This is a genomic window from Tumebacillus lipolyticus (genome assembly GCF_042682745.1).
Classification (GTDB): Bacteria; Bacillota; Bacilli; order Tumebacillales; family Tumebacillaceae; genus Tumebacillus_A; species Tumebacillus_A lipolyticus.
Genome location: NZ_JBHUIO010000011.1, coordinates 401,294 through 420,005, shown reverse-complemented (window position 1 = coordinate 420,005; position 18,712 = coordinate 401,294). Strand labels below are relative to the sequence as shown.

The 18,712-nt window shown below is 53.1% G+C and carries 18 protein-coding genes and 1 riboswitch; of the genes, 11 read left to right on the top strand and 7 right to left on the bottom strand.

Annotated elements, in window-relative coordinates:
- Positions 1-67: 67 nt before the first annotated feature.
- From ACFSOY_RS18295 to ACFSOY_RS18285, 3 genes are all read left to right on the top strand, one after another.
- Positions 68-505 (top strand): hypothetical protein, encoded by a 438-nt coding sequence (locus tag ACFSOY_RS18295; protein WP_386049135.1) that lies wholly within the window; start codon positions 68-70, stop codon positions 503-505.
- A gap of 333 nt (positions 506-838) precedes the next feature.
- Positions 839-2,590, top strand: a complete 1,752-nt coding sequence (locus ACFSOY_RS18290; protein WP_386049133.1) for an ABC transporter ATP-binding protein — start codon at positions 839-841, stop codon at positions 2,588-2,590.
- The gene (locus ACFSOY_RS18285; RefSeq protein WP_386049131.1) at positions 2,587-4,359 is read left to right on the top strand and encodes an ABC transporter ATP-binding protein; all 1,773 of its coding nucleotides are present in this window, start codon (positions 2,587-2,589) and stop codon (positions 4,357-4,359) included. Before ACFSOY_RS18290 ends, ACFSOY_RS18285 begins: the two co-directional genes overlap by 4 nt.
- Positions 4,360-4,594: 235 nt before the next feature.
- On the opposite strand, the gene ACFSOY_RS18280 is transcribed toward ACFSOY_RS18285, so the two are convergent.
- Genes ACFSOY_RS18280 through ACFSOY_RS18260 form a run of 5 tightly spaced genes read right to left on the bottom strand, consistent with a single transcriptional unit; the run spans position 4,595 to position 9,222 of the window.
- Entirely contained in the window at positions 4,595-5,737 is a 1,143-nt protein-coding gene (locus ACFSOY_RS18280; RefSeq protein WP_386049130.1) for a hypothetical protein, read from the bottom strand.
- Between the two features lie 27 nt (positions 5,738-5,764).
- Positions 5,765-7,030 (bottom strand): ABC transporter permease subunit, encoded by a 1,266-nt coding sequence (locus ACFSOY_RS18275; protein WP_386049128.1) that lies wholly within the window; start codon positions 7,028-7,030, stop codon positions 5,765-5,767.
- Between the two features lies 1 nt (position 7,031).
- A complete protein-coding gene (locus ACFSOY_RS18270) occupies positions 7,032-7,904 on the bottom strand; it encodes an ABC transporter ATP-binding protein (protein WP_386049126.1) in 873 nt (290 codons plus the stop codon).
- A 6-nt stretch (positions 7,905-7,910) separates the two neighbouring features.
- Positions 7,911-8,678: a hypothetical protein gene (locus ACFSOY_RS18265; protein ID WP_386049124.1), complete on the bottom strand. Its 768-nt coding sequence runs from the start codon at positions 8,676-8,678 to the stop codon at positions 7,911-7,913.
- A complete protein-coding gene (locus ACFSOY_RS18260; RefSeq protein ID WP_386049122.1) occupies positions 8,671-9,222 on the bottom strand; it encodes an RNA polymerase sigma factor in 552 nt (183 codons plus the stop codon). The genes ACFSOY_RS18265 and ACFSOY_RS18260 overlap by 8 nt, the downstream gene beginning before the upstream one ends.
- Positions 9,223-9,332: 110 nt before the next feature.
- Between ACFSOY_RS18260 and ACFSOY_RS18255 the strand changes: the two genes are divergently transcribed.
- Complete coding sequence (locus tag ACFSOY_RS18255; RefSeq protein WP_386049121.1) at positions 9,333-9,644, top strand: hypothetical protein; 312 nt, start codon at positions 9,333-9,335, stop codon at positions 9,642-9,644.
- 156 nt (positions 9,645-9,800) lie between these two features.
- Here the strand turns inward: ACFSOY_RS18255 and ACFSOY_RS18250 are convergent, their stop codons facing one another.
- Complete coding sequence (locus ACFSOY_RS18250; RefSeq protein WP_386049119.1) at positions 9,801-9,962, bottom strand: hypothetical protein; 162 nt, start codon at positions 9,960-9,962, stop codon at positions 9,801-9,803.
- Positions 9,963-10,260: 298 nt separating this feature from the next.
- Between ACFSOY_RS18250 and ACFSOY_RS18245 the strand changes: the two genes are divergently transcribed.
- Complete coding sequence (locus ACFSOY_RS18245) at positions 10,261-10,722, top strand: hypothetical protein (protein WP_386049117.1); 462 nt, start codon at positions 10,261-10,263, stop codon at positions 10,720-10,722.
- 162 nt (positions 10,723-10,884) lie between these two features.
- Here ACFSOY_RS18245 and ACFSOY_RS18240 read toward each other — a convergent pair whose 3' ends face one another.
- Positions 10,885-11,964 (bottom strand): hypothetical protein, encoded by a 1,080-nt coding sequence (locus tag ACFSOY_RS18240; RefSeq protein ID WP_386049116.1) that lies wholly within the window; start codon positions 11,962-11,964, stop codon positions 10,885-10,887.
- Positions 11,965-12,392: 428 nt separating this feature from the next.
- On the opposite strand from ACFSOY_RS18240, the gene ACFSOY_RS18235 reads away from it, so the two are divergent.
- From ACFSOY_RS18235 to cobT, 6 genes are all read left to right on the top strand, one after another.
- Positions 12,393-13,235, top strand: a complete 843-nt coding sequence (locus ACFSOY_RS18235; RefSeq protein ID WP_386049114.1) for a 3-hydroxyacyl-CoA dehydrogenase family protein — start codon at positions 12,393-12,395, stop codon at positions 13,233-13,235.
- A gap of 332 nt (positions 13,236-13,567) precedes the next feature.
- On the top strand, positions 13,568-14,896 hold the full coding sequence (locus ACFSOY_RS18230; protein WP_386049113.1) for a protoglobin domain-containing protein: 1,329 nt from the start codon (positions 13,568-13,570) through the stop codon (positions 14,894-14,896).
- Between the two features lie 129 nt (positions 14,897-15,025).
- Entirely contained in the window at positions 15,026-15,553 is a 528-nt protein-coding gene (locus tag ACFSOY_RS18225) for a hypothetical protein (RefSeq protein WP_386049111.1), read from the top strand.
- Positions 15,554-15,675: 122 nt separating this feature from the next.
- Positions 15,676-16,719, top strand: coding sequence for a serine hydrolase domain-containing protein (locus tag ACFSOY_RS18220; RefSeq protein ID WP_386049109.1), 1,044 nt, complete (start codon positions 15,676-15,678; stop codon positions 16,717-16,719).
- A 163-nt stretch (positions 16,720-16,882) separates the two neighbouring features.
- Entirely contained in the window at positions 16,883-17,428 is a 546-nt protein-coding gene (cobO, locus tag ACFSOY_RS18215; RefSeq protein WP_386049107.1) for a cob(I)yrinic acid a,c-diamide adenosyltransferase, read from the top strand.
- Between the two features lie 35 nt (positions 17,429-17,463).
- A riboswitch (cobalamin riboswitch) is annotated at positions 17,464-17,635 on the top strand.
- A gap of 72 nt (positions 17,636-17,707) precedes the next feature.
- Positions 17,708-18,706: a nicotinate-nucleotide--dimethylbenzimidazole phosphoribosyltransferase gene (cobT, locus tag ACFSOY_RS18210; RefSeq protein ID WP_386049105.1), complete on the top strand. Its 999-nt coding sequence runs from the start codon at positions 17,708-17,710 to the stop codon at positions 18,704-18,706.
- Positions 18,707-18,712 lie beyond the last annotated feature (6 nt).

Sequence of the window (18,712 nt, the reverse complement as noted above, 5' to 3'; positions counted from 1 at the left end):
ATTATTAGAAATATCAAAAAATTATTGTTTGAAATTATGATCTTGCTATACGAAAGGAGAGATACACATGAACACAGAAATAACAATAAAACTGCAAGGAGATAATGCCCCAGAATGGGCGCTGGGAAAACAGAATTACCATTACTGGTACCATGAGAATGAACATGGTGAACAGTGGGTTGCCAAAAGAGAGGCAGATATGCTTCACATTTCGGGGCTAGACATAGGGTGGCAAGAAGTTCATCTAACTCTTGAAGATGCTAAAGGGGAACGAGAACGAATTCATAATATGCTGTTAATCAGTGTGATTAGACAGGTACCAGAACTAAGAGAAACTGTTGGAGCAAGCTTCGTGGAAACAGCGATTGCAAGGGATCGAACACTAGGCAAGCTACCTCTTGCTCAATGGCTGTTGAATACTGGGGAATTATTCTGGGCAGCTTCAGTATTACAAGCAGCTATTCCGATGATGGAGTGGGCCCGTGAAAAGAATAATGAAGATTGATACTTGAACAACAAAAATGACGGGATGACTTCGAAGTTCTCACGCCACTCGTAGAAGTCCATACAGCAAGGTTTTCAGGCAGGAGTTCGATGCACCTCGTCTTGGCTGAACATTGTAAAAAACCTAGCTTTCTCTTCGATAGAGAAAGCTAGGTTTTTTGTACTCAAGAAAACGAGATAGCTCCGCCACTCAACATACTACTTTCACGAGAGATGTATAGCTGCAATTAAGATAAAATTGGAAATATCATTGCAACGATATACTGTTTTTATTATACTCAAATGGTTATTCATATTGACAATCGGATGATTTGAAGAGGAGAAATGCGGAGGTGTGTTCGAATTGAGCGAGCGGTCGGCAGTCTTTCGATTGTGGAGCAAATACTTAAAGCCACAGGCCGGCAGAATGACCATCTTATGGCTCTTCGTGTTGGTGAGCACCAGCCTGCAATTGATCAACCCGCAAATCGTGCGGAATTTTATCGATATAGCGTCAGGAGCACAGCAAGATGGAGAGCTGATGACAACCGCTCTCTGGTTTATCGGGGTTGCGCTGTTGGCGCAGCTGTCTTCAGTGGCAGCGACCTATTTAGGAGAGAAGATCGCCTGGCGTGCCACCAATGAATTGCGCGGCGATCTGATGGAACACGCAATGAAGCTCGATCTGTCCTTTCATCATCAGACAACTCCGGGCACGATGATCGAGCGAATCGATGGCGATGTGACCGTGTTGGCCAACTTCTTCTCCCAATTTGGGGTTCGCATGATCAGCAATCTGTTGCTGCTGATCGGGATGCTGGTGATCCTGTTCCAAGTGAACTGGGTGGTCGGCCTCTCCTTTACCCTGTTTAGCCTGGTCTCCTACTATGTCCTAAACAAGATGCGCCACTATGCAGTCTCCCGTTGGGGGGAAACACGGCAGAACAGCGCCAACCTGTTCGGGTTTCTGGAAGAGCGTTTAGCAGGCACAGAAGATGTTCGTTCCAACGGTGCGGCACAGTTTGTCATGCGCCGCCTGTTTGAGTTGAGCCGCGTCAAGATGAGATCGGATTACAAAGCGCATCTCGCCTGGGTGACCTCCTGGAATGTCACGATCGTTCTGTTCGCCGTTGCGACGGCGATGGCGCTGGCATTTGGCGCCTATTTGTACTGGCAGGGCAGCGCGACGCTGGGCACCGTGTTTTTGATGTATATGTATGTGAACATGCTGCGGACTCCGGTTGAACAGATCAGCCAGCAAATTCAGGATTTGCAGCGCGCACAAGCTTGCATCAAGCGCACGCAGGAGCTGCTGCATACGGAAAGCAAAATCGCTGATGGTGCGGTAGCCTCGTTGCCAGCTGGTGCGTTGGAAGTCGAGTTTGCCAACGTGGATTTTTCCTATGCAGAAGATCAAGCGGTGTTCAAAGGCTTGTCTTTCCGCCTTGAGGCTGGCAAGTCGCTTGGATTGCTCGGACGAACAGGCAGTGGAAAATCGACGATTGCCCAGATGCTGCTTCGTTTTTACGATCCGAGCAGCGGGTCGATTCGGCTCGGGGGTGTCGAGCTGAAGCAGATGAGCCTGCATCAACTTCGTTCCAAAGTCGCGATGGTCACGCAGGATGTGCAGCTGTTTAGCGGCACCGTTCGCGACAACCTCACGTTTTTTGATCGGTCGATCACCGATCAGCAGATCCTGCATGCATTCGAATCACTGGGTCTCACCGAATGGTTTCAAGGGCTGCCCAGCGGGCTGGATACGGAGCTTGGCGCCGGGGGAGCAGGTTTTTCTGCAGGACAAGCGCAATTGCTGGCATTTACGCGGATCTATCTGCGCGATCCGGGGCTGGTCATCTTTGATGAGGCCTCATCTCGTCTCGATCCAGCGACGGAGCAATTGTTGTCATCTGCGGTCGGCAAACTGTTGGAAAACCGCACCGGAATCATCATCGCCCATCGCCTGCAAACGATCCAAACGGTCGATCAGATTCTGATCCTCGAACAGGGCGGCATCTTGGAACAAGGGACGAGAGAGGAGCTCTGCCAGCAGCCGGACTCTCGATTCGCTCAACTTTTACAGACGGGGATGGAGGTATCGTTCGCATGAGCACCTATCAACTGCTGTTCAAGCTGATCAGATTCCGCCCTGGGCTGTATCTGCTGTATGCGACGTTTGCGATCTCCGGCTGGCTGCTGTTTTTGGTGCCAGCCTACGTGGGGAAAAAGTTTTTCGATTCGCTCGCCACAGGAGCTTCTACAGACGTGGTCTGGGGCGTCGTCGCCTTGTTTGTCATGTCGGTCATCGCCCGTGCACTGATCAATCTCTGCAATTATGGGGTTGACGTAACGTTTCGAAACACAGTCGGTTTGTTGATGCGCAAAAACCTGCTGCGCCAAGTTTTGAACAAGCCGGCGGCGCGCGCATTGCCGAACTCGGCAGGTGAGGCGATCTCACGGTTTCGTGAAGATGTGGAAGAGGCCACGCTGTTCCTCGGCTGGGGAGTGTTCCTCGATCTGGTCGGGGCGTTTCTCTTCTCGGTGATCGCACTGGTGCTGATGTTGCAGATCGACCCGCTGATCACCTGCGTGGTGTTTTTACCGCTGACGATCGTTGCGGTCGTTGCCCAGCGTGCGAGCAAGCGCATCGACAGCTACCGTCAGGACAGCCGTGAAAAGACAGGAAACATGACCGGGATGATCGGAGAGACGTTTGGTGCGATCCAAGCTGTTCAAGTCGCAGGCGCAGAACCGTCTGTGCTTCGTCGCTTCCGGGAGATCAACAAAGCGCGCGGCGAGGCGATGGTCAAAGAGAGCACGTTCAGCGCGATGCTAAACTCTGTGTTCCTCAACATCACCGATATCGGCACCGGCGTCATCCTGCTCCTCGCCGCTACCTCGATGCTACAAGGGGCGTTTACAGTGGGCGAATTTGCCGCCTTCATCTATTACCTGGCTTGGATCTCTCAGCTGACCCGCCACTTCGGTATGCTGACAGCAAAATATAAGCAAGTCACCGTGTCGTTTCAGCGGATGAGCGAACTGCTCCAAGGCGAGAAAGCTGAAAAGATCGTCGAGCATGGCCCAGTCTATTTGAAAGGAGAACTTCCGGCGGTGGCTCATATGCAGAAGACAGCAGAGCATCGCTTGGAGGAGTTGAAAGCGATCGACCTGACTTACCGCTACGCGGAGACGAATCGAGGGGTGGAGGGGATTCACCTTCAGTTGAAGCGGGGAACGCTCACCGTCGTCACCGGGCGCATCGGTTCAGGGAAGACGACCCTGTTGCGGGCGGTGCTCGGACTGCTTCCAGCACAGGATGGGGAGCTGTATTGGAACGGTCAAAAGGTGGAAGACCCCGCTTCCTTCATGACGCCGCCACGATGCGCCTATACCCCACAGGTGCCGCGTCTGTTCAGCGAATCGATTCGCCAAAATGTGCTGATGGGGTTGCCGGAAGACAAAGTTGACGTCGAGCTGGCGTTCAAGCAGGCGGTGATGGAACAGGATCTTGATCAGTTGGCAGACGGGTCGGACACGGTGATCGGCGTGCGAGGGGCGACGCTCTCTGGCGGTCAGCGTCAGCGGACGGCGGCGGCGAGAATGTTTGTGCGCACGCCAGAGCTGTATGTGATGGACGATCTCTCCAGCGCGCTCGATGTGGAAACGGAGCAAAGATTCTGGGATCGCCTGCTCGAAGAACAGGCGGAAGCGACCTGTCTGGTCGCCTCGCACCGCCCTGCCGTCTTGCGCCGAGCGGATCACATCATCGTCCTGAAAGACGGTGCGGTGGCAGGGGAGGGCAGGCTGGAAGAACTGTTGGAAACATGCGAAGAGATGAAGCTGCTGTGGGCGGGGGAACATCAAATGAATGCGTGATGATCTGTCGAAAGAATAATTCGACATGCGGATGTGAAAAAGGGTGGTTGTTACACTTGTACCGGAGTGTTTGCTTGAGACTCTTGGCAGTCATTCAAGAGGAGCTAGTCAGGAGGTAGGAACGGGTTCTCTCGACGAGCGATTCTGAATTTGCAAGATCGTCTTGGGGCGATCATCATCAAGTTACAACAGAAGGTCGGCCAACAATTGGCCGACCTTCCTTTTTCCTGACCGATTAAGCAGCATGAATATCTGTTACCCTTTCACGCCGCCAGCGCAGAGCGGTGATGACGATCGCAGATGTCACCAGCAAGGCGTAAGCGATGATCAGCAAATAGGTAGACTGCCGAATGGAACTGATGTCATGGAGCAGGTACTCAAGGAGAAGGCTCCAGAGAACAAAAGCAAAGGGAACCTGGATGCCAACCGCTGCGAAGTAGCTGGGCGCAAGGCGGGATACGAACAGCGCGATGACAGATGTAAAGAGCGCAAGCACAAAGATCGCAACGATCGTGATGCCGATGTACGCACCAAACGTCAGATCGAACCAGGATGCGTAGTCATTCAATACCGAACTGATCCCCGCCTGCCAAAAGGGAGCCGTTTCGTTCATGGAATACAGGGCAAAAAAACAACCGAGATGCAAGGTGGTGAACATCAAGGCGGCAGTACACCCCGCCAGCCATTTCGTGCGAAACAGCGTCCGACCTGTCCGGGTCGAGTATTGGAGATCGAACATCCGATTGCGCCGCTCTTTCAAGTAATAGGGGGTGAGCATCAACAGCACGCTCAGCGTGATCAGAATCGACTCGAACACGATCAGCTGGTTGTAGTTTCTCCACACAAACCAAGGCAATATCGAATCCGCTTCACCGCTTAGATAGATTTCATGCCCCCGCGCTCGTTGCTCTTCGTTCTCTCCACGCCCTTCCAACCAGCTTTCCTTGTTCAAATAGCGATCGATGATAAATTCTCGCGCTTGCAATTCCCAAAAGATGTCCACCTGTTCATCGAAGATCACCTGGTTGCGCAGTTTTTGCATGTCCTCTCGTTCCAGATCGATCTTCTGAAACGCTTGATAGGTTGTAATACCTGCCGACACAAATTCGGGACGAGTATGCAAAAAGCGATTGGCTTCTTCGACCTGTTTGTCATATCGTTCGCGAAAGTTGGCTAACTGTTGCTCATCCATCGTCGGCCCGTGCTTGGCGATCTCTTCGACCGTTATTTTGAAAATGTCTCGATCTGGTCGTCCGTTCGGAAAGTGATCGAACTCAAACGATAGAAAAAGGAAATAGAAGATGACGCTTGCAACGGCGAGCAGAGCGATCATGCCGACCGTGAAAATTTTGCGAAATTCATAGAAAAAGATGCGCATCCTTGCGTGTCCTCCTTTAGCAACCTGCTAGATGTCCTGTTTGCGAAATCGTCTTTGAACCAGCGCGTACGAGGCGAGCAGCAGCACCGTCCAAGCGGCGATCGTGATCAATTCATAGTAGCGGTAAGACTTAAACGCTCCACCTTCCATCCACCAAAAGTCCGAATTCATCATCAGCAAAGACGGAGTATAGCCAGCCACGAGCAGCAAGTTGGAGTCGTGTGGCATGATGCCAGTCAGCAGCAGGCAGATTCCAAACAGAACTGCGAACCCGCAAAATACAGCATAACTATTGCGAAAGAGGAAAGAGAGGACAGAGGCGATGCCGAAGAAGCACAGCGCCAGCGCATAGACAAGCGCCATGCTGGCGAGCAAATACTGCCCAAACGTCATTTCCCAAAAGGAGATGAACGGCCACGAATATTCTGCCTGTAAAGCGTTGCTGATCGGCACGCTCCAAAAGCCGGTGTAGTCGAAGAGGGCAAAGTAGATCGCCAACGTGCCACCGAGCAGCACGGTCGTGACAACGAGCGAGGCGAGCAGTGCGGCAACCGTTTTATCGAACATGAGCGAACGTCCCCGCTTCGTCGAGTACATGAGCGACTGAGTGCGTCGTTCAAACTCGTAGCTGAGCAGATGTCCGGTCAAAAGGACGGTCAGAATGGTCGCCTCGAACAAGACGGTACGAAATACCGTTTTGAACAGCAGGCTGTGCGTCTTGAAAATGTGGCCGATAAAAAACAGGTGCTTGTGCTCACCGTTTGTGATCAGTTGGTCGATGCGCACCGCCAACTCGCGATAATGTCCTCGCACCGTTTCGGCCAGCTCGCCGTGCAAGCCGTATTTGAGAATCTCGCTTTCTGCTCGCTTCATCGGGTCCAGTCGCTCATAGGTAGGATCGATGTTGGCGATGTAGCGGAGGTACGTTTCCATCACGAGCAATTTTGCGAGCCGCTCCCGCTCTGACGCATCATACGATCCCTCTACATGGTGATTTCCGCTTTCGTACAAGGAGGATACGTTTTCGAAAGTTCGCCCTTCGGTGCGCATGGTTAGCCGATTCATCCATTGGAGCTCGTCCTGATAATCGTTGCGAAGGCGAGTGAGCATCTCCTCATCGATCTGATGGCCATACTGGCTGACCAACCGGTTAGATTCTGCCATGTCCTCTCGCATCGACCCATATCCGGTGATCAGCATCGCCGCATTGTAGAGGAGGAAGAGGACGAGCAGCGCAAGCACGAGGGGGGACATCATCACTTTGCGAAGTTCGTGTGCGACGATCCTTTTCATCTCAGCGTCCGACTTTCTCGTCCTGATAAATGTGAAGAAACACGTCTTCCAGTCCCGGTTTTACAGCACGCCACCCTTCAAGCGTCCCCTCTGTGCTCAGGAAGCGAATTTTCAGCTTTCCGCCCTCCTGTTTTTCAGACAGGGAAAAGTGGCGCTGGCGAAAGTCGTGAGCGCGTTCAAAATCGATCTCCGTCTCATAGACGATTCCATCGATCGTCCTGCAGATGTTTTCGATCCGATCTTTGTACAGGACTTGGCGATCTTTGATCATGATGATTTCATTGGCGATCGACTCCACATCTGAGACGATGTGCGTCGACAACAGGACGATCCGGTCCCGCGCCAAATCGGTCAGCACGTTGCGAAAGCGCACTCGCTCTTTTGGATCAAGTCCAGCTGTCGGCTCATCGAGGATCAGAATTTTAGGGTCGTTCAACATCGCTTGGGCGATGCCGACGCGTTGAATCATGCCGCCCGAAAACTTTTTCATCTTCTTGTCGGACGCTTCCTGCAACCCGACCAGCTCCATCAGTTGATCGATCTTTTCCTTGGCCGCTTTGCGCTCCATCCCTTTCAGCGCGGAGAGATACATCAGATACTGACGCGGTGTATTGTTTCGATAATAGCCGAAGTCTTGGGGCAGATAACCGAGCAACTCCCGGTACTGCTCGTCCATCTCATAAATGTCGACACCGTCGTATCTGATTTCGCCAGATGTCGGGTGCAACAGGGTCACCAACATGCGCAGAAGCGTCGTTTTGCCTGCACCATTCGGTGCCAACAAGCCGTAGACGCCATTCTCGAACTCAAGCTCGATGTCGCGAAGTGCGCAAAAGTTTCCATAATATTTACTGACCTGATGAATGGTTAGCATGAACTATTACTCCTTCCAATCTGTCATTGAGGGGATCAGCCGAATGTTGCGCAGATAGATGAGCAGCCCGACGATCGTCAACACCGCATACACAAAGAGGGGGATGCGGTCGAGCCATGCGCGATACCATTCGCCGCCGTAGGTGCAGGCTGCCAGGTTGAGCACAATCCAGACGAGCAGGCAAGATAGTTGAAATGCAGTTGAGCGAAAGGTTCGTAGTACATAGAGAAAAGCTGACGAAAACAGAAACAGCGACGAGGCTGACATCAGATACGCACGCACAAAATCGAACTGCCCGTAGATCAGCATGAGGAAGGAGATCAGGACAGCGTTTGCGGCCAGGCAGAACAGACTGAATGCCAACATGCGGAAGGCGGCTAACTGGAATGTGTTGTACTTGCACGTCATCTCCACTTCATGCGTACTGCTTTGTCGCTTTGCCACAAAAAACAGCAGGGCGATGATCAGATAGAGCACAGGCGAAATGATGAATACAAAAGGGTAGACATCCTCTTGACCCGCTTCCAGATAGCCGCTTGTTTGGTGGAAAAGAAAAAGCATCGCGGAGAGCGTCAACAGCAGTGTAAAGAGGATCTCCGTCCAGTCATGAAACAGATAGCGAAGCCCGATCTGCCGACGCATCGTCATCAGTTCGCTCCAGAATGAGGCTTTTGGCAGGACACCGCGATCGACGATGGTGCGGATTTGCGCTTCGATGATCTGCTCGTCCGGATAGGGAATGAGCAAAGGGGTCTTCACTTTCTCGTCAGCCATGTCTCTCCTCCTCAAATTGCTTTTGAATCGTTCGAATCATCGCATAATATTTTGTCTTCACAGTTCCTTCTGGCATCTGCAGCGCTTTGGCGATCTCACGAAACGACTCCTCGGCAAAGAAGCGAAGTCTGAAGATCTGTTGGGTAGCCGCGTCCAGCCGGTTGATGATCGCGAGGATTCGCTCCACGTCCTCCCGATGTTCGGCCGTCACCGTAAAATCATCTGTGCTGACAAGCTCGTGCTCTTCGATCGGAACGACGACCCGATGGTAACCGTAATATTTTGATCGGTAATAGTCGACGAGGCGAGCAGTCGCAATTTTGTACAGCCATGTGCGAAAAGCTCCCTTCTCGCTGTCATAATGTCGAATCGATCGCAGCATGCTGATCAAGATTTCCTGTGTCATGTCTAGCGATAATTCCTGGCTCAGCGTCTGCTTGTACACGAAGGCGTACACCTCTCGATAATAGGTGGCGACCAAGTCGTTTGCTGCTGCTTTCGATCCTGCATTGATCTGTCGAATCCAAGTTTGTGCCTCATCCATGTCCAATCGCTCTCGCGCCACCTCCGATCCTATTCTAGTATTCGAAAAAAATTGGGAAACGGTTTTGATCATCGTATATTTCTTTTGTGGATATTTGTGGGGGGGGGAAGATGGAAGCGGTCGAAATGCAACCTGGGGAAGCGGTTCCTTTTTTTCGCGAGAAAGACCAAGCGGGCGTTTGGCACAATCAGACGGATGAGCAAGTTCGCCCTACGCTGTTGCTGTTTGTGAACAACACTTCTGGGACATGCAAGGCGATTTTGCAGAAGTTGTCGGCAAAGATGTCTGAGCAGTTTCGGGTCCGATCTGTTCCGATGGCTGTCCTGTACAGTTCTGACGACCGTTTGCAAGCGGTGCAGAAGTTGGAGCGGTTTGAGCAGTTGTTCTTCCTGTTGAAAGACGATACTGCCAGGGTGAGTTAACGATGATCAAAGGAGAGCCGGATGGCTTTCCTTTTCTTTTGTTTTTCAATCGATGTGCGAAGCCGAACTGTCCTTGACACCTGTTGAGGGCAGTTTTCTATTGAAGTCAATTTTAAAAAAGGGGCAAGCGCTGCCCCCACATAGCAAGTAGACTGTCTACGATTCCACTTTCTCAAAGATCACGATCAGAAAGGTTGCAAGGGGCCCTAAGAACAGTGAGAGAAAAAACCAAGCAAGCCCGCTTCTGTTTTTTGTCTGTGCGAGCCCCGCATTGATCAGAGCCAAAGTGCCCCAGCCGACGAAGAATTGATTCTCCACAATAAGCACACCTCCATCTGGTCAATACGAATGAAGGTGCCTTGTGGTTTCAACAGTTCTCAGGGAGGAGTCGCTAACGGGTGCAACGATTTTAGAATTTTTGGAAGATTATTATATTTTGTTGAATAAATATTCATAAAAGAATATCGAACTATCATATCGGCTGGTTGTGGAAGTGTGAGAGGGTTCGTTAGTTTACATCACTTGTAATTAGTGAATAAATATTTAATATATAATGATATAGTAAAAGAGAAGGGTGGCTCACACTCTACACCAAAAATAAGGAGGAGTAATCGAAATGATGAAAAAAATCGCTTTTGCAATGGTAGCAGTCTCGGTCTCCGCAGCAGTTCTCGCAAGCTCAGCTTCTGCAGCAAATGTGGTGCTCAAACCGATCCAAGACACCAACAACAAACCGTTCACTTACTTGGAAACGGTACGTCCTGGGATTTTTGCAGAGACGGAAGTTTATAAAGAAAGCAACGGTAGAATCACCTACCGTATTTACAACATGCAAGCCGCGTTCAATCCTACCAACTATATCAAAGTGGCTTGGTCGAGAGACTATGTTGACAACTCGGCAGCTGCTCCAACTCAACAAGTAGCACAAATTTCAGCGGTTGCAGGGACGACGGTCAATCAAGCAATGACGACAAACTATAATCCGGCCGTCTTTGTGGGTGACACCCTCTACGGAACTGCGCAAGCAAACAATGGTATCTGGTACGCAGCTGGTGCGTATAAAGTTGTGAGCCGATAACAGGCTTCGAATCTCGCTCTCCCAAAAAGACCTTATGCCGATTACAGGCGTAAGGTCTTTTTGTGTTCAGATTGATTGAATTGTGGTAGTTGGATGGGGATTGACTGCAGGCGATAATATGAAAAACCGGACAGCGACAAACGTCGCAGTCCGGCAAGCGAGCTAGAAATTATAGAACGAGTTGATCTTGTTGATCACCGCGTTGCTGTAGGAGAACAGACCGGTGCGAGCGCCTGCGTAGTAGCCGAATGGCACGTTTTCCGACTTTCCGGAAGCGACCGTGTTGCGCAAGGGTGAGAACCAGGTCACATAATCGTTGTAGTGGCTAAGGCGTGGGTCTCCCGAGTAGGAAATCCCTTCGTCGATCTCCATCTGCACCCCGATCGTCGCTAAGAAGTGCGTCCGCGGCACGACTTCTGCACCCGCACGGTAGGTGATCGTCTGCTTTTGCACGCTGTACTTCACGCCGTTCAGATTGTCTTGCGGAGCTCCACTAGAGACAGGGTTAAAATACCATCCGGGTTGAACCAGCACCGTGTCGAAGATGTTCGTCTTGTTGGTCGTGTAGGCAAGGCGTTTTACCGTTTCTGTGGATTGGTTCTCCACGTTGGAGTAGAAAGGTGCCCAGATGAACTTCTTATCAAGCGTCGTGTGCACATAGTAGGACAGGTCGTTCGCCAGCTTCAACGACGGGTTGTTCATCAAGTTGGTAAAGTCGAAGTTGGTGCTGCTTGTGGCGGTGTACATGTACTCACAATGGTAGTAAATACCGTTTACGCTGTTCCAGTTCGTTCCAAGTGCGGTTTGGAGTTTTGTCAGGTAGTTCTTGTTGGTCAGATACATGCTCGTCCACGGTACCGAATAGGAGTTCATGCCAGGCGTGCTGACCCAGATTGGCGTGTTTGCTTTGTTGGAGGCTTTGATTTTAGCGACCAGATCGACAATGCCGTCGTTGGTCGACGTGCCGTTGATGATCTCGTCATAGTTGTTGGTACCGCCTGTCGTATAGACCGGCCACTCCCCGGCCGGAACGATCAGAAACTGGCTGACACCTGTCATCGCATTCAGATCGCTCGTGCTGTAGTTGGCATAGTAACTGCCAGAGTTATGTTTTCCCACATAGAGCATGATCATTTTTGTGTTGGTAGCAGCTTCAGCGACAGGTGTGTCGTGCACAGCTATGCCGAAGCAAAGGGCGGTCGCGACCAGCAGGGTCGAGAATGTTTTCAGCGATTTTTTCATGTGTGGTCATCTCCATTTGATTATATTTTTACATCTGAGAACAAACTCCAATTCAATCGGAAAAACTGGTGATGATCGGTTGTCCTTGCGAACTGAGCACTCTGAACGTTGTGTCAAGATCATGAGTTGTTGGGCTCTTTCTCGGTAAAACCAGCACCCGCTTGAACGAGCGACGCGGTTGCAAGCAGACAACCGGCTAGAATGGACACGTAAGCAACACGTTTCGTGAAATCACACCCCTCTCTTGTTATTTGCAGTTCATTATATAGAAATATTCTTACATATCAATTACTATTTTATTACAAAATTCATAGTTTACAACAAGATGTTGTTGTACGATTTTTTCCCGCCTGTGGAGGAGGTTATGGGGGTGGATGCGAATTAAACTTATAAAATCTATGGATTCAAGCAGAGGGGTGTTCAATTCAATGAAGGTTGGAGTTATCGGCGCTGGCGTGATGGGTTCTGGCGTGGCGCAAAGCGCAGCACAGGCGGGACATCAGGTGATCCTGGTCGATGTGAAAGAGGAAGTTTTGGAGCAGGCGAAGGCGACGATCTATCAGAACGTACGCTTTGCAGGCTTTTACCAAAAGGATAAGCAGTTGGACTCGGTCGATGTGGTGATGCCGCGCATCACGTTCACCTCCGACTACGCGCAGCTTGCCGATGTGGAGATCGTGGTGGAGAACGTCCCAGAAGTTTGGGAGATCAAGCGCGATGTGTATCTGAAGATGAACGAAGTATGCGATGAGAACTGCGTGTTTCTCGTCAACACGTCCTGCATCTCGATCACCAAGATCGCCAGCCTGATGAAGCGACCGGACAAGGTGATCGGCGTGCACTTTATGAACCCGGTGCCGATGAAGCCGACCGTCGAGTCGATCAAGGGCTGGCATACGTCGGAGGAAACCATTCAGTTCACCAACGATTTCCTCGGCTCGATGGAGAAGAAGGCGATCATGGTCAACGACCTGCCAGGCTTCGTCTCCAACCGCCTCTCCCACTTGCTGATGAACGAAGCTGCCTATGTGGTGCAAGATCAGGTGGCAGACCCGAAGTCGGTCGATGATATTTTCAAGGAATGTTTCGGCCACAAGATGGGCCCGCTGGAGACGGCAGACCTGATCGGTCTGGACACGGTCGTCCAATCGCTCGACATCCTCTACGAGAGCTATCAAGATCCGAAGTTCCGCGTCTGCCCGCTGCTGCGCAAGATGGTGGAAGCTGGCCTGCACGGGCGGAAGTCGGGACAAGGCTTTTATAAGTATTGATCTCTGGAATCTCTCGCGATTCGCTTCGAAGTATTTGATCGATAATCTGCTCTCGATCGCATCCGATCGGTTGCAGGATTAAAAGGTAAGCGATTGATAGTTTAAAAGTCAAACGAAAGATCTGGAAGGTAGGATCGACTAAGGAGAACAGGCGGGTGCCGCTTCGGCGACCGTCTGTTTTTTTGTGTGTTTTTTATAGCTATTTTATAATAAACGTTAATTTTAAGCTCCTTAAAGTAATTCGACACATTATTTTCAATTTTCACTTGTAGACATGGAAAGGGGGGATTTAGTACGATTAGTCAGATAGGGATTTATGGGGAGGGGCATTTGTGGGCATTTGTCCGTTTGGTTCGATCATGAAGTTGATGGGAAAAAAGCCAGCCAAGCATCCAACATGGATGGAGATGGCAGGACAAGAGAAAGTTGTAGTTGATGTTGGACATGACAGCAACTTGATAAAACAGATGAAGATGATCTCGCTGACAGAAGAGGAGATCCGCTTTGCGAAAGCGGTGCGAAAGGTCGTGGAACAGAATATCGATCTGATCGTCTCCACCTTCTACCAGACCGTTCTCGATGTGGAGCAGTTGCGGAAGATCATCGAGACCAACTCGACGGTGGAGCGCTTGAAGCGAACGCTGCAAGGGCACCTGCTCGAAATGTTCAGCGGTCGCATCGACAGCAAGTTCCTGTTGAAGCGCACTCGTGTCGCCGAAGTTCATGTGCGGCTGGGCGTGGAGCCGAAATGGTATATCGGCGCCTTTCAGAATCTGCAAGATGTGTTGATCGACGTGGTCTGTGAACAGCTGCCAGACGTTCGCGATCAGCGGAAGGCGGTCGCCACGATCACGAAGCTGTTGACGTTTGAGCAACAGTTGGTCTTGGAAGCGTATGAGAAGGAAAATCTGTTGCAACAAGAACGCCGCTATGAAGAGGCGAAAAATGATCTGAAGGGCAAGATCATCACGATCTCCGAAGAGCTTGCCTCCTTGACGCTTGAGACGAACTCGTCGGTCGACTCGCTCGTCGTGTCTTCCCAACAGGTGAAAGCGTCCGTTCAACAGACGTCCACGCAGTCCCGCGCGACACAGCAGCTGGCGACTGACGGTCAAGAGAAGTTGCACGCCTTGATCACGCGGATGCAGACGATCGAGAGCTCGATCGCAGAGATGGAGCAGACGGTACAGAACTTGAGCGTTTCGGCCAAACAGATCCAGAATGTCGTGAAGCTGGTGCAAGATATTGCGAATCAGACCTCTTTGCTGGCACTGAACTCATCGATCGAAGCGGCGCGGGCCGGCGTTCATGGCAGAGGGTTTCAAGTGGTTGCCCAAGAGGTGCAGAAGCTGTCCGACCAGACGAAGTCGTCCGCTCAGCAGATCGCCGAGCTGGCCACTCGCTCCAACGAGTATACTTCCGAAGTGTTCGATTCGCTCAAACAGGTCAAATCGATGGTCGACTGTGGGCAGGAGGAGTTTGCGCACACCAGCGCATCCTTCGACAGCATCGTTCATTCGATGGAAGGCTCTTTGCTGGAAGTGCAACGCATCGAGTCGCAGATTCGCGACCTGGTCGCGGTGATTGAAGACATCGGCTCTGCGTCCTCGAAGGTGGCCGCATCGGCCGAAACATTAAACGAAGCGGCAAAGGAAGCGTAAGCAGCTGCAGCTGATCGGGGAGTTTCCCGAGCAAGCGCTGCCTGCTTGTCCTATTGGATGAATTTTCCCATTTCACCAGAATATTATGGTATTCTTACTGTATCTTGATGTAGTGCGAGGTGGGGCAGGATGGAGAGAAAGTGGATAGGCGGTACTCTGATCGCGCTCGGCTTGCTGTTTTTAATCGGTCAGGCTGGGCTGCTCGACAATTGGATCACACCAGGCGAGATGATCGCTCTGTTTTGGCCGACGCTGTTCGTGATACCGCTCGGCATCGCCTTTCATCTGGGATTCTTTTTTGGCGGACGACATCTTGCAGGGCTGTTGGTGCCCGGCGGCATCCTGCTCGGCACAGGGGTTGTCAGCCAGTTTGCGACCTTGTTTGACGGCTGGAGCTACATGTGGCCAGGGTACTTGGCCTCGGTGGCGCTCGGCCTGTTCGAACTCTACCTGTTTGGGATTCGCCAGCCGGCTTTGCTGATCCCTGTCGGCATTCTCGGCGGGCTGTCGGTGATCTTTTTTGCCATCTTCGGACTGGGTCAGATCGGATCGCTTGGGCGCTATGCGCTGGCAGGGTTGCTGATCGCTTTCGGTGTGCTGGTCTTGTCGCGCGGCGAAGGGAAGGGCAGGGTCAAGCGGATCAAAGATCTTTCATAGCAAATGGGGAGAAGCCTGGGCGATGTCGCTTTGGCTTCTTTTTTGATCCTTTTGTCAAGGAGGGGAAGTGGCGCGAAACGGGGAAGGAGTAGCGCGAAGAGAGAGCAAAGGAGCGATGCGTTTTGGTACAGTCAGCAGTTGGAGAGCCGTTTGGCGAACTGATCCGCTATGTGGAGGAGATCAACAGGAAAAACGGCGGAAGCGGGTCGGCGCTGCTCGTCGTTCATCAGGGGCGGATCGCGGTGGAGCGATACGCTGGGTTTCATTCGCATGCAGCGGGGGCGCGGGCGGTTGGAGCCGATTCGCAATTTAATATCGCCTCTGCGCGCAAGAGCTATATCGGTTTTGCTGTCGCCTGGGCTCTGGATGCGGGGAAGATCGCAAGCCTCGACGATCCGGTCAGCCGCTATCTGCCTGAGCTCGACCGAGCGCTGCTCGACGGGACGACGATCCGCCACCTGCTGACCCACACGCACGGTTTGCACGAAGATGCGAGCGGACGCCTGTATCGCGAGTTTCCAGCGGGCAGCGGATGGGCCTACCGCGGCGTGAACATCGTCATGCTCACCCAGATCGTGCGGCGCACGACCGGCAAGTCGGTGGCGAGCATCTTGGCGGAGCAAGTGTTTCGTCCGCTCGGATTCACCGAGACCGGGTGGCGCACCGAAGCTTCGGAGCGGATGGTGTCGGTGATCTTGGATGCGCCGGAGCGGACGGAGCTGATCCTTGGCGAAAACGGGGACGGAGATGGCGACCAGCGCAACCTGTTCGTCTCCGCTCGCGAGTTTGCCAGATGGGGATCTTTGCATCTGACGCAGGGCAAGGTGGATGGCAGACAGGTGGTTCCGGCGGAGATTTTTCAGCTGGTGTCGCAGGTGCAAAGCCCGCCGATGACCGATCCAGATCTGCCGCCGATGGGCTTTCTCTGGTATGTGCAGGATCATCCGGCGAAGCGAAGCGAGATCGGCAGCAGCGTGCCAAAAGGTGCGTTTCAGATCCTCGGCGTCACCGGCCCGCTGGTGCTGGTCGTGCCCGAGGCGGAGCTGGTCGTCGTCCGCATGTGCAACAAGCGCTATAACTACAGCGGGCCGGATGGCGATTATCTGCATTACCTGCGCGAGTTTGGCGACAAGGTGATGAGCTGTTTGGAAAAGGTTCCTTCGTAGCGTTCTAAGATCTCTGATCGTTCGGGTCGGGGAAGAACTTGCTCGGTTTCGCGCGGTTCGTCCATGTTTTGTTGCGGGCGTGCAGGGGTGTGTCCTTGACAACTGCGGTGGCAACCTGTTCCAATAGGGGAAGCGTTTTGCGCGTGGAGAGGGAGGCTGAAAGATGGAAAGAAGCAAACGTCAGGGCATGATGCTGGTCTACACGGGAGACGGAAAAGGCAAGACGACGGCGGCGATGGGGCTGTGCGTGCGCGCGGTGGGCCGCGGCTATAAAGTGTTGATCCTGCAGTTTATCAAATCGCCGGAGCGCACCTATGGCGAGCAGATCGCCTTGGAAAAGCTGGGCGTTGAGATCCGCCAGCTCGGCATCGGCTTCACCTGGACGAAGACGCCGGAGGAGCATCGGGCGGCGCTCGCCAACGCATGGGCGGAAGCGAAGCGCTGTGTGCTGGAGGGCGACTATGATCTGGTCATTTTGGATGAGCTGAACAACGCCTTGTCGATCGAGCGCTTTCCGGTCGCCGACGTGCTGCCGCTCGCCGATGTGCTGGAGGTCATTCGCAACCGCCCACGCCATCTGCACCTGCTGATCACCGGTCGCAACGCCAAGCAGGAAGTGATTGAGCTGGCCGACCTCGTCACGGAGATGAACCCGCTCAAACATTATTACGACGAGGGGATTCCGGCCGTCTTCGGAATTGAGTATTGATTTTCTGCGTCGCTTGCCGTACGCTGTTTTGTAGAATTTCATGCAACGCGACAGGTGCCCGCCTCGCGGGAGAATAGGGAAGCAAATGCGCGGGCCCACCGCTGTATCCGGGGACCCTCTGCGACCACTGGACGATCTGTCTGGGAAGGGCGGGGAAGATGGGGATGATCCGGGAGCCAGAAGACCTGCCTGTCGAGGTGACATGTTTCGTTTGGATTTGGAAAGTCCAAGCCTCTTTAGGCTTGGGCTTTTATTTTTTTTCTGAAGGGATGAGCGCAGATGATGCAAGCAGCGAGAGAGCGTTGGGACTTTTTGACCAAACCGCCGGGGAGCCTCGGCAAGCTGGAGGAGATCGGTATCAGGCTCGCCGGGATTCAAGGGACGGTGTTCCCCAAGCTTGAACAGCGCGCCGTCGTGGTGATGTGCGGCGACCACGGTGTGACAGCAGAGGGGGTCAGCGCCTTTCCGCAAGAGGTGACCGGACTGATGATCCAAAATTTCGTAAACGGAAAAGCGGCGGTCAACGTCTTGGCGCGCCAGGTGGGCTGTGCGGTGCATGTGGTCGATGTGGGCAGCCGCGTCGAGGGAGAGCTCCCCGGCGTGCGCTCGAAGAAGGTGCGCGCCGGCACCGCCAATTTTGCTCAAGGGCCTGCGATGACGCCCGAGGAGGCGCAGCGGGCGATCGCCGTCGGGATCGAGATGGTCGAAGAACTGCATCAGCAGGGCGTGCAGGCGGTGGCGCTCGGCGAGATGGGAATCGGCAACACGACGCCGAGCGCGGCGCTGGCGGCGGTGCTGACCGGACGACCGCTGGCGGAGCTGGTCGGTCGCGGCACCGGGATCGATGATGAGAAGGTGTTGCACAAGACGCGGGTCATCGAGCAGGCGCTGGCGGTCAATCGGCCGAATGCGCTCGATCCGCTCGACGTGCTGGCCAAGGTGGGGGGCTTAGAGATCGCAGGTTTGGTCGGCGTGGTGCTCGGCGCCTATCAGCGCAAGATGGTGGTCGTTGTCGATGGCGTGATCGCCGCAGCGGCGGCGCTGGTCGCCTGTCGGATGGAGAGCGGCGCGCAGGAGGTGCTGTTCGCCTCGCATCTGTCCCAAGAGCCGGCGCATCGAGTGCTGTTGCAGGAGATGGGATTGGAGCCGATCCTGATGCTCGACATGCGACTGGGCGAAGGGACGGGCGCGGTGCTGGCCTTGCCGATCTTGGAAGCATCCTGCCGCCTGGTGGCGGAGATGGCGACCTTTGCCGATTTGGGACTCGACAATACCTGAGTTTTC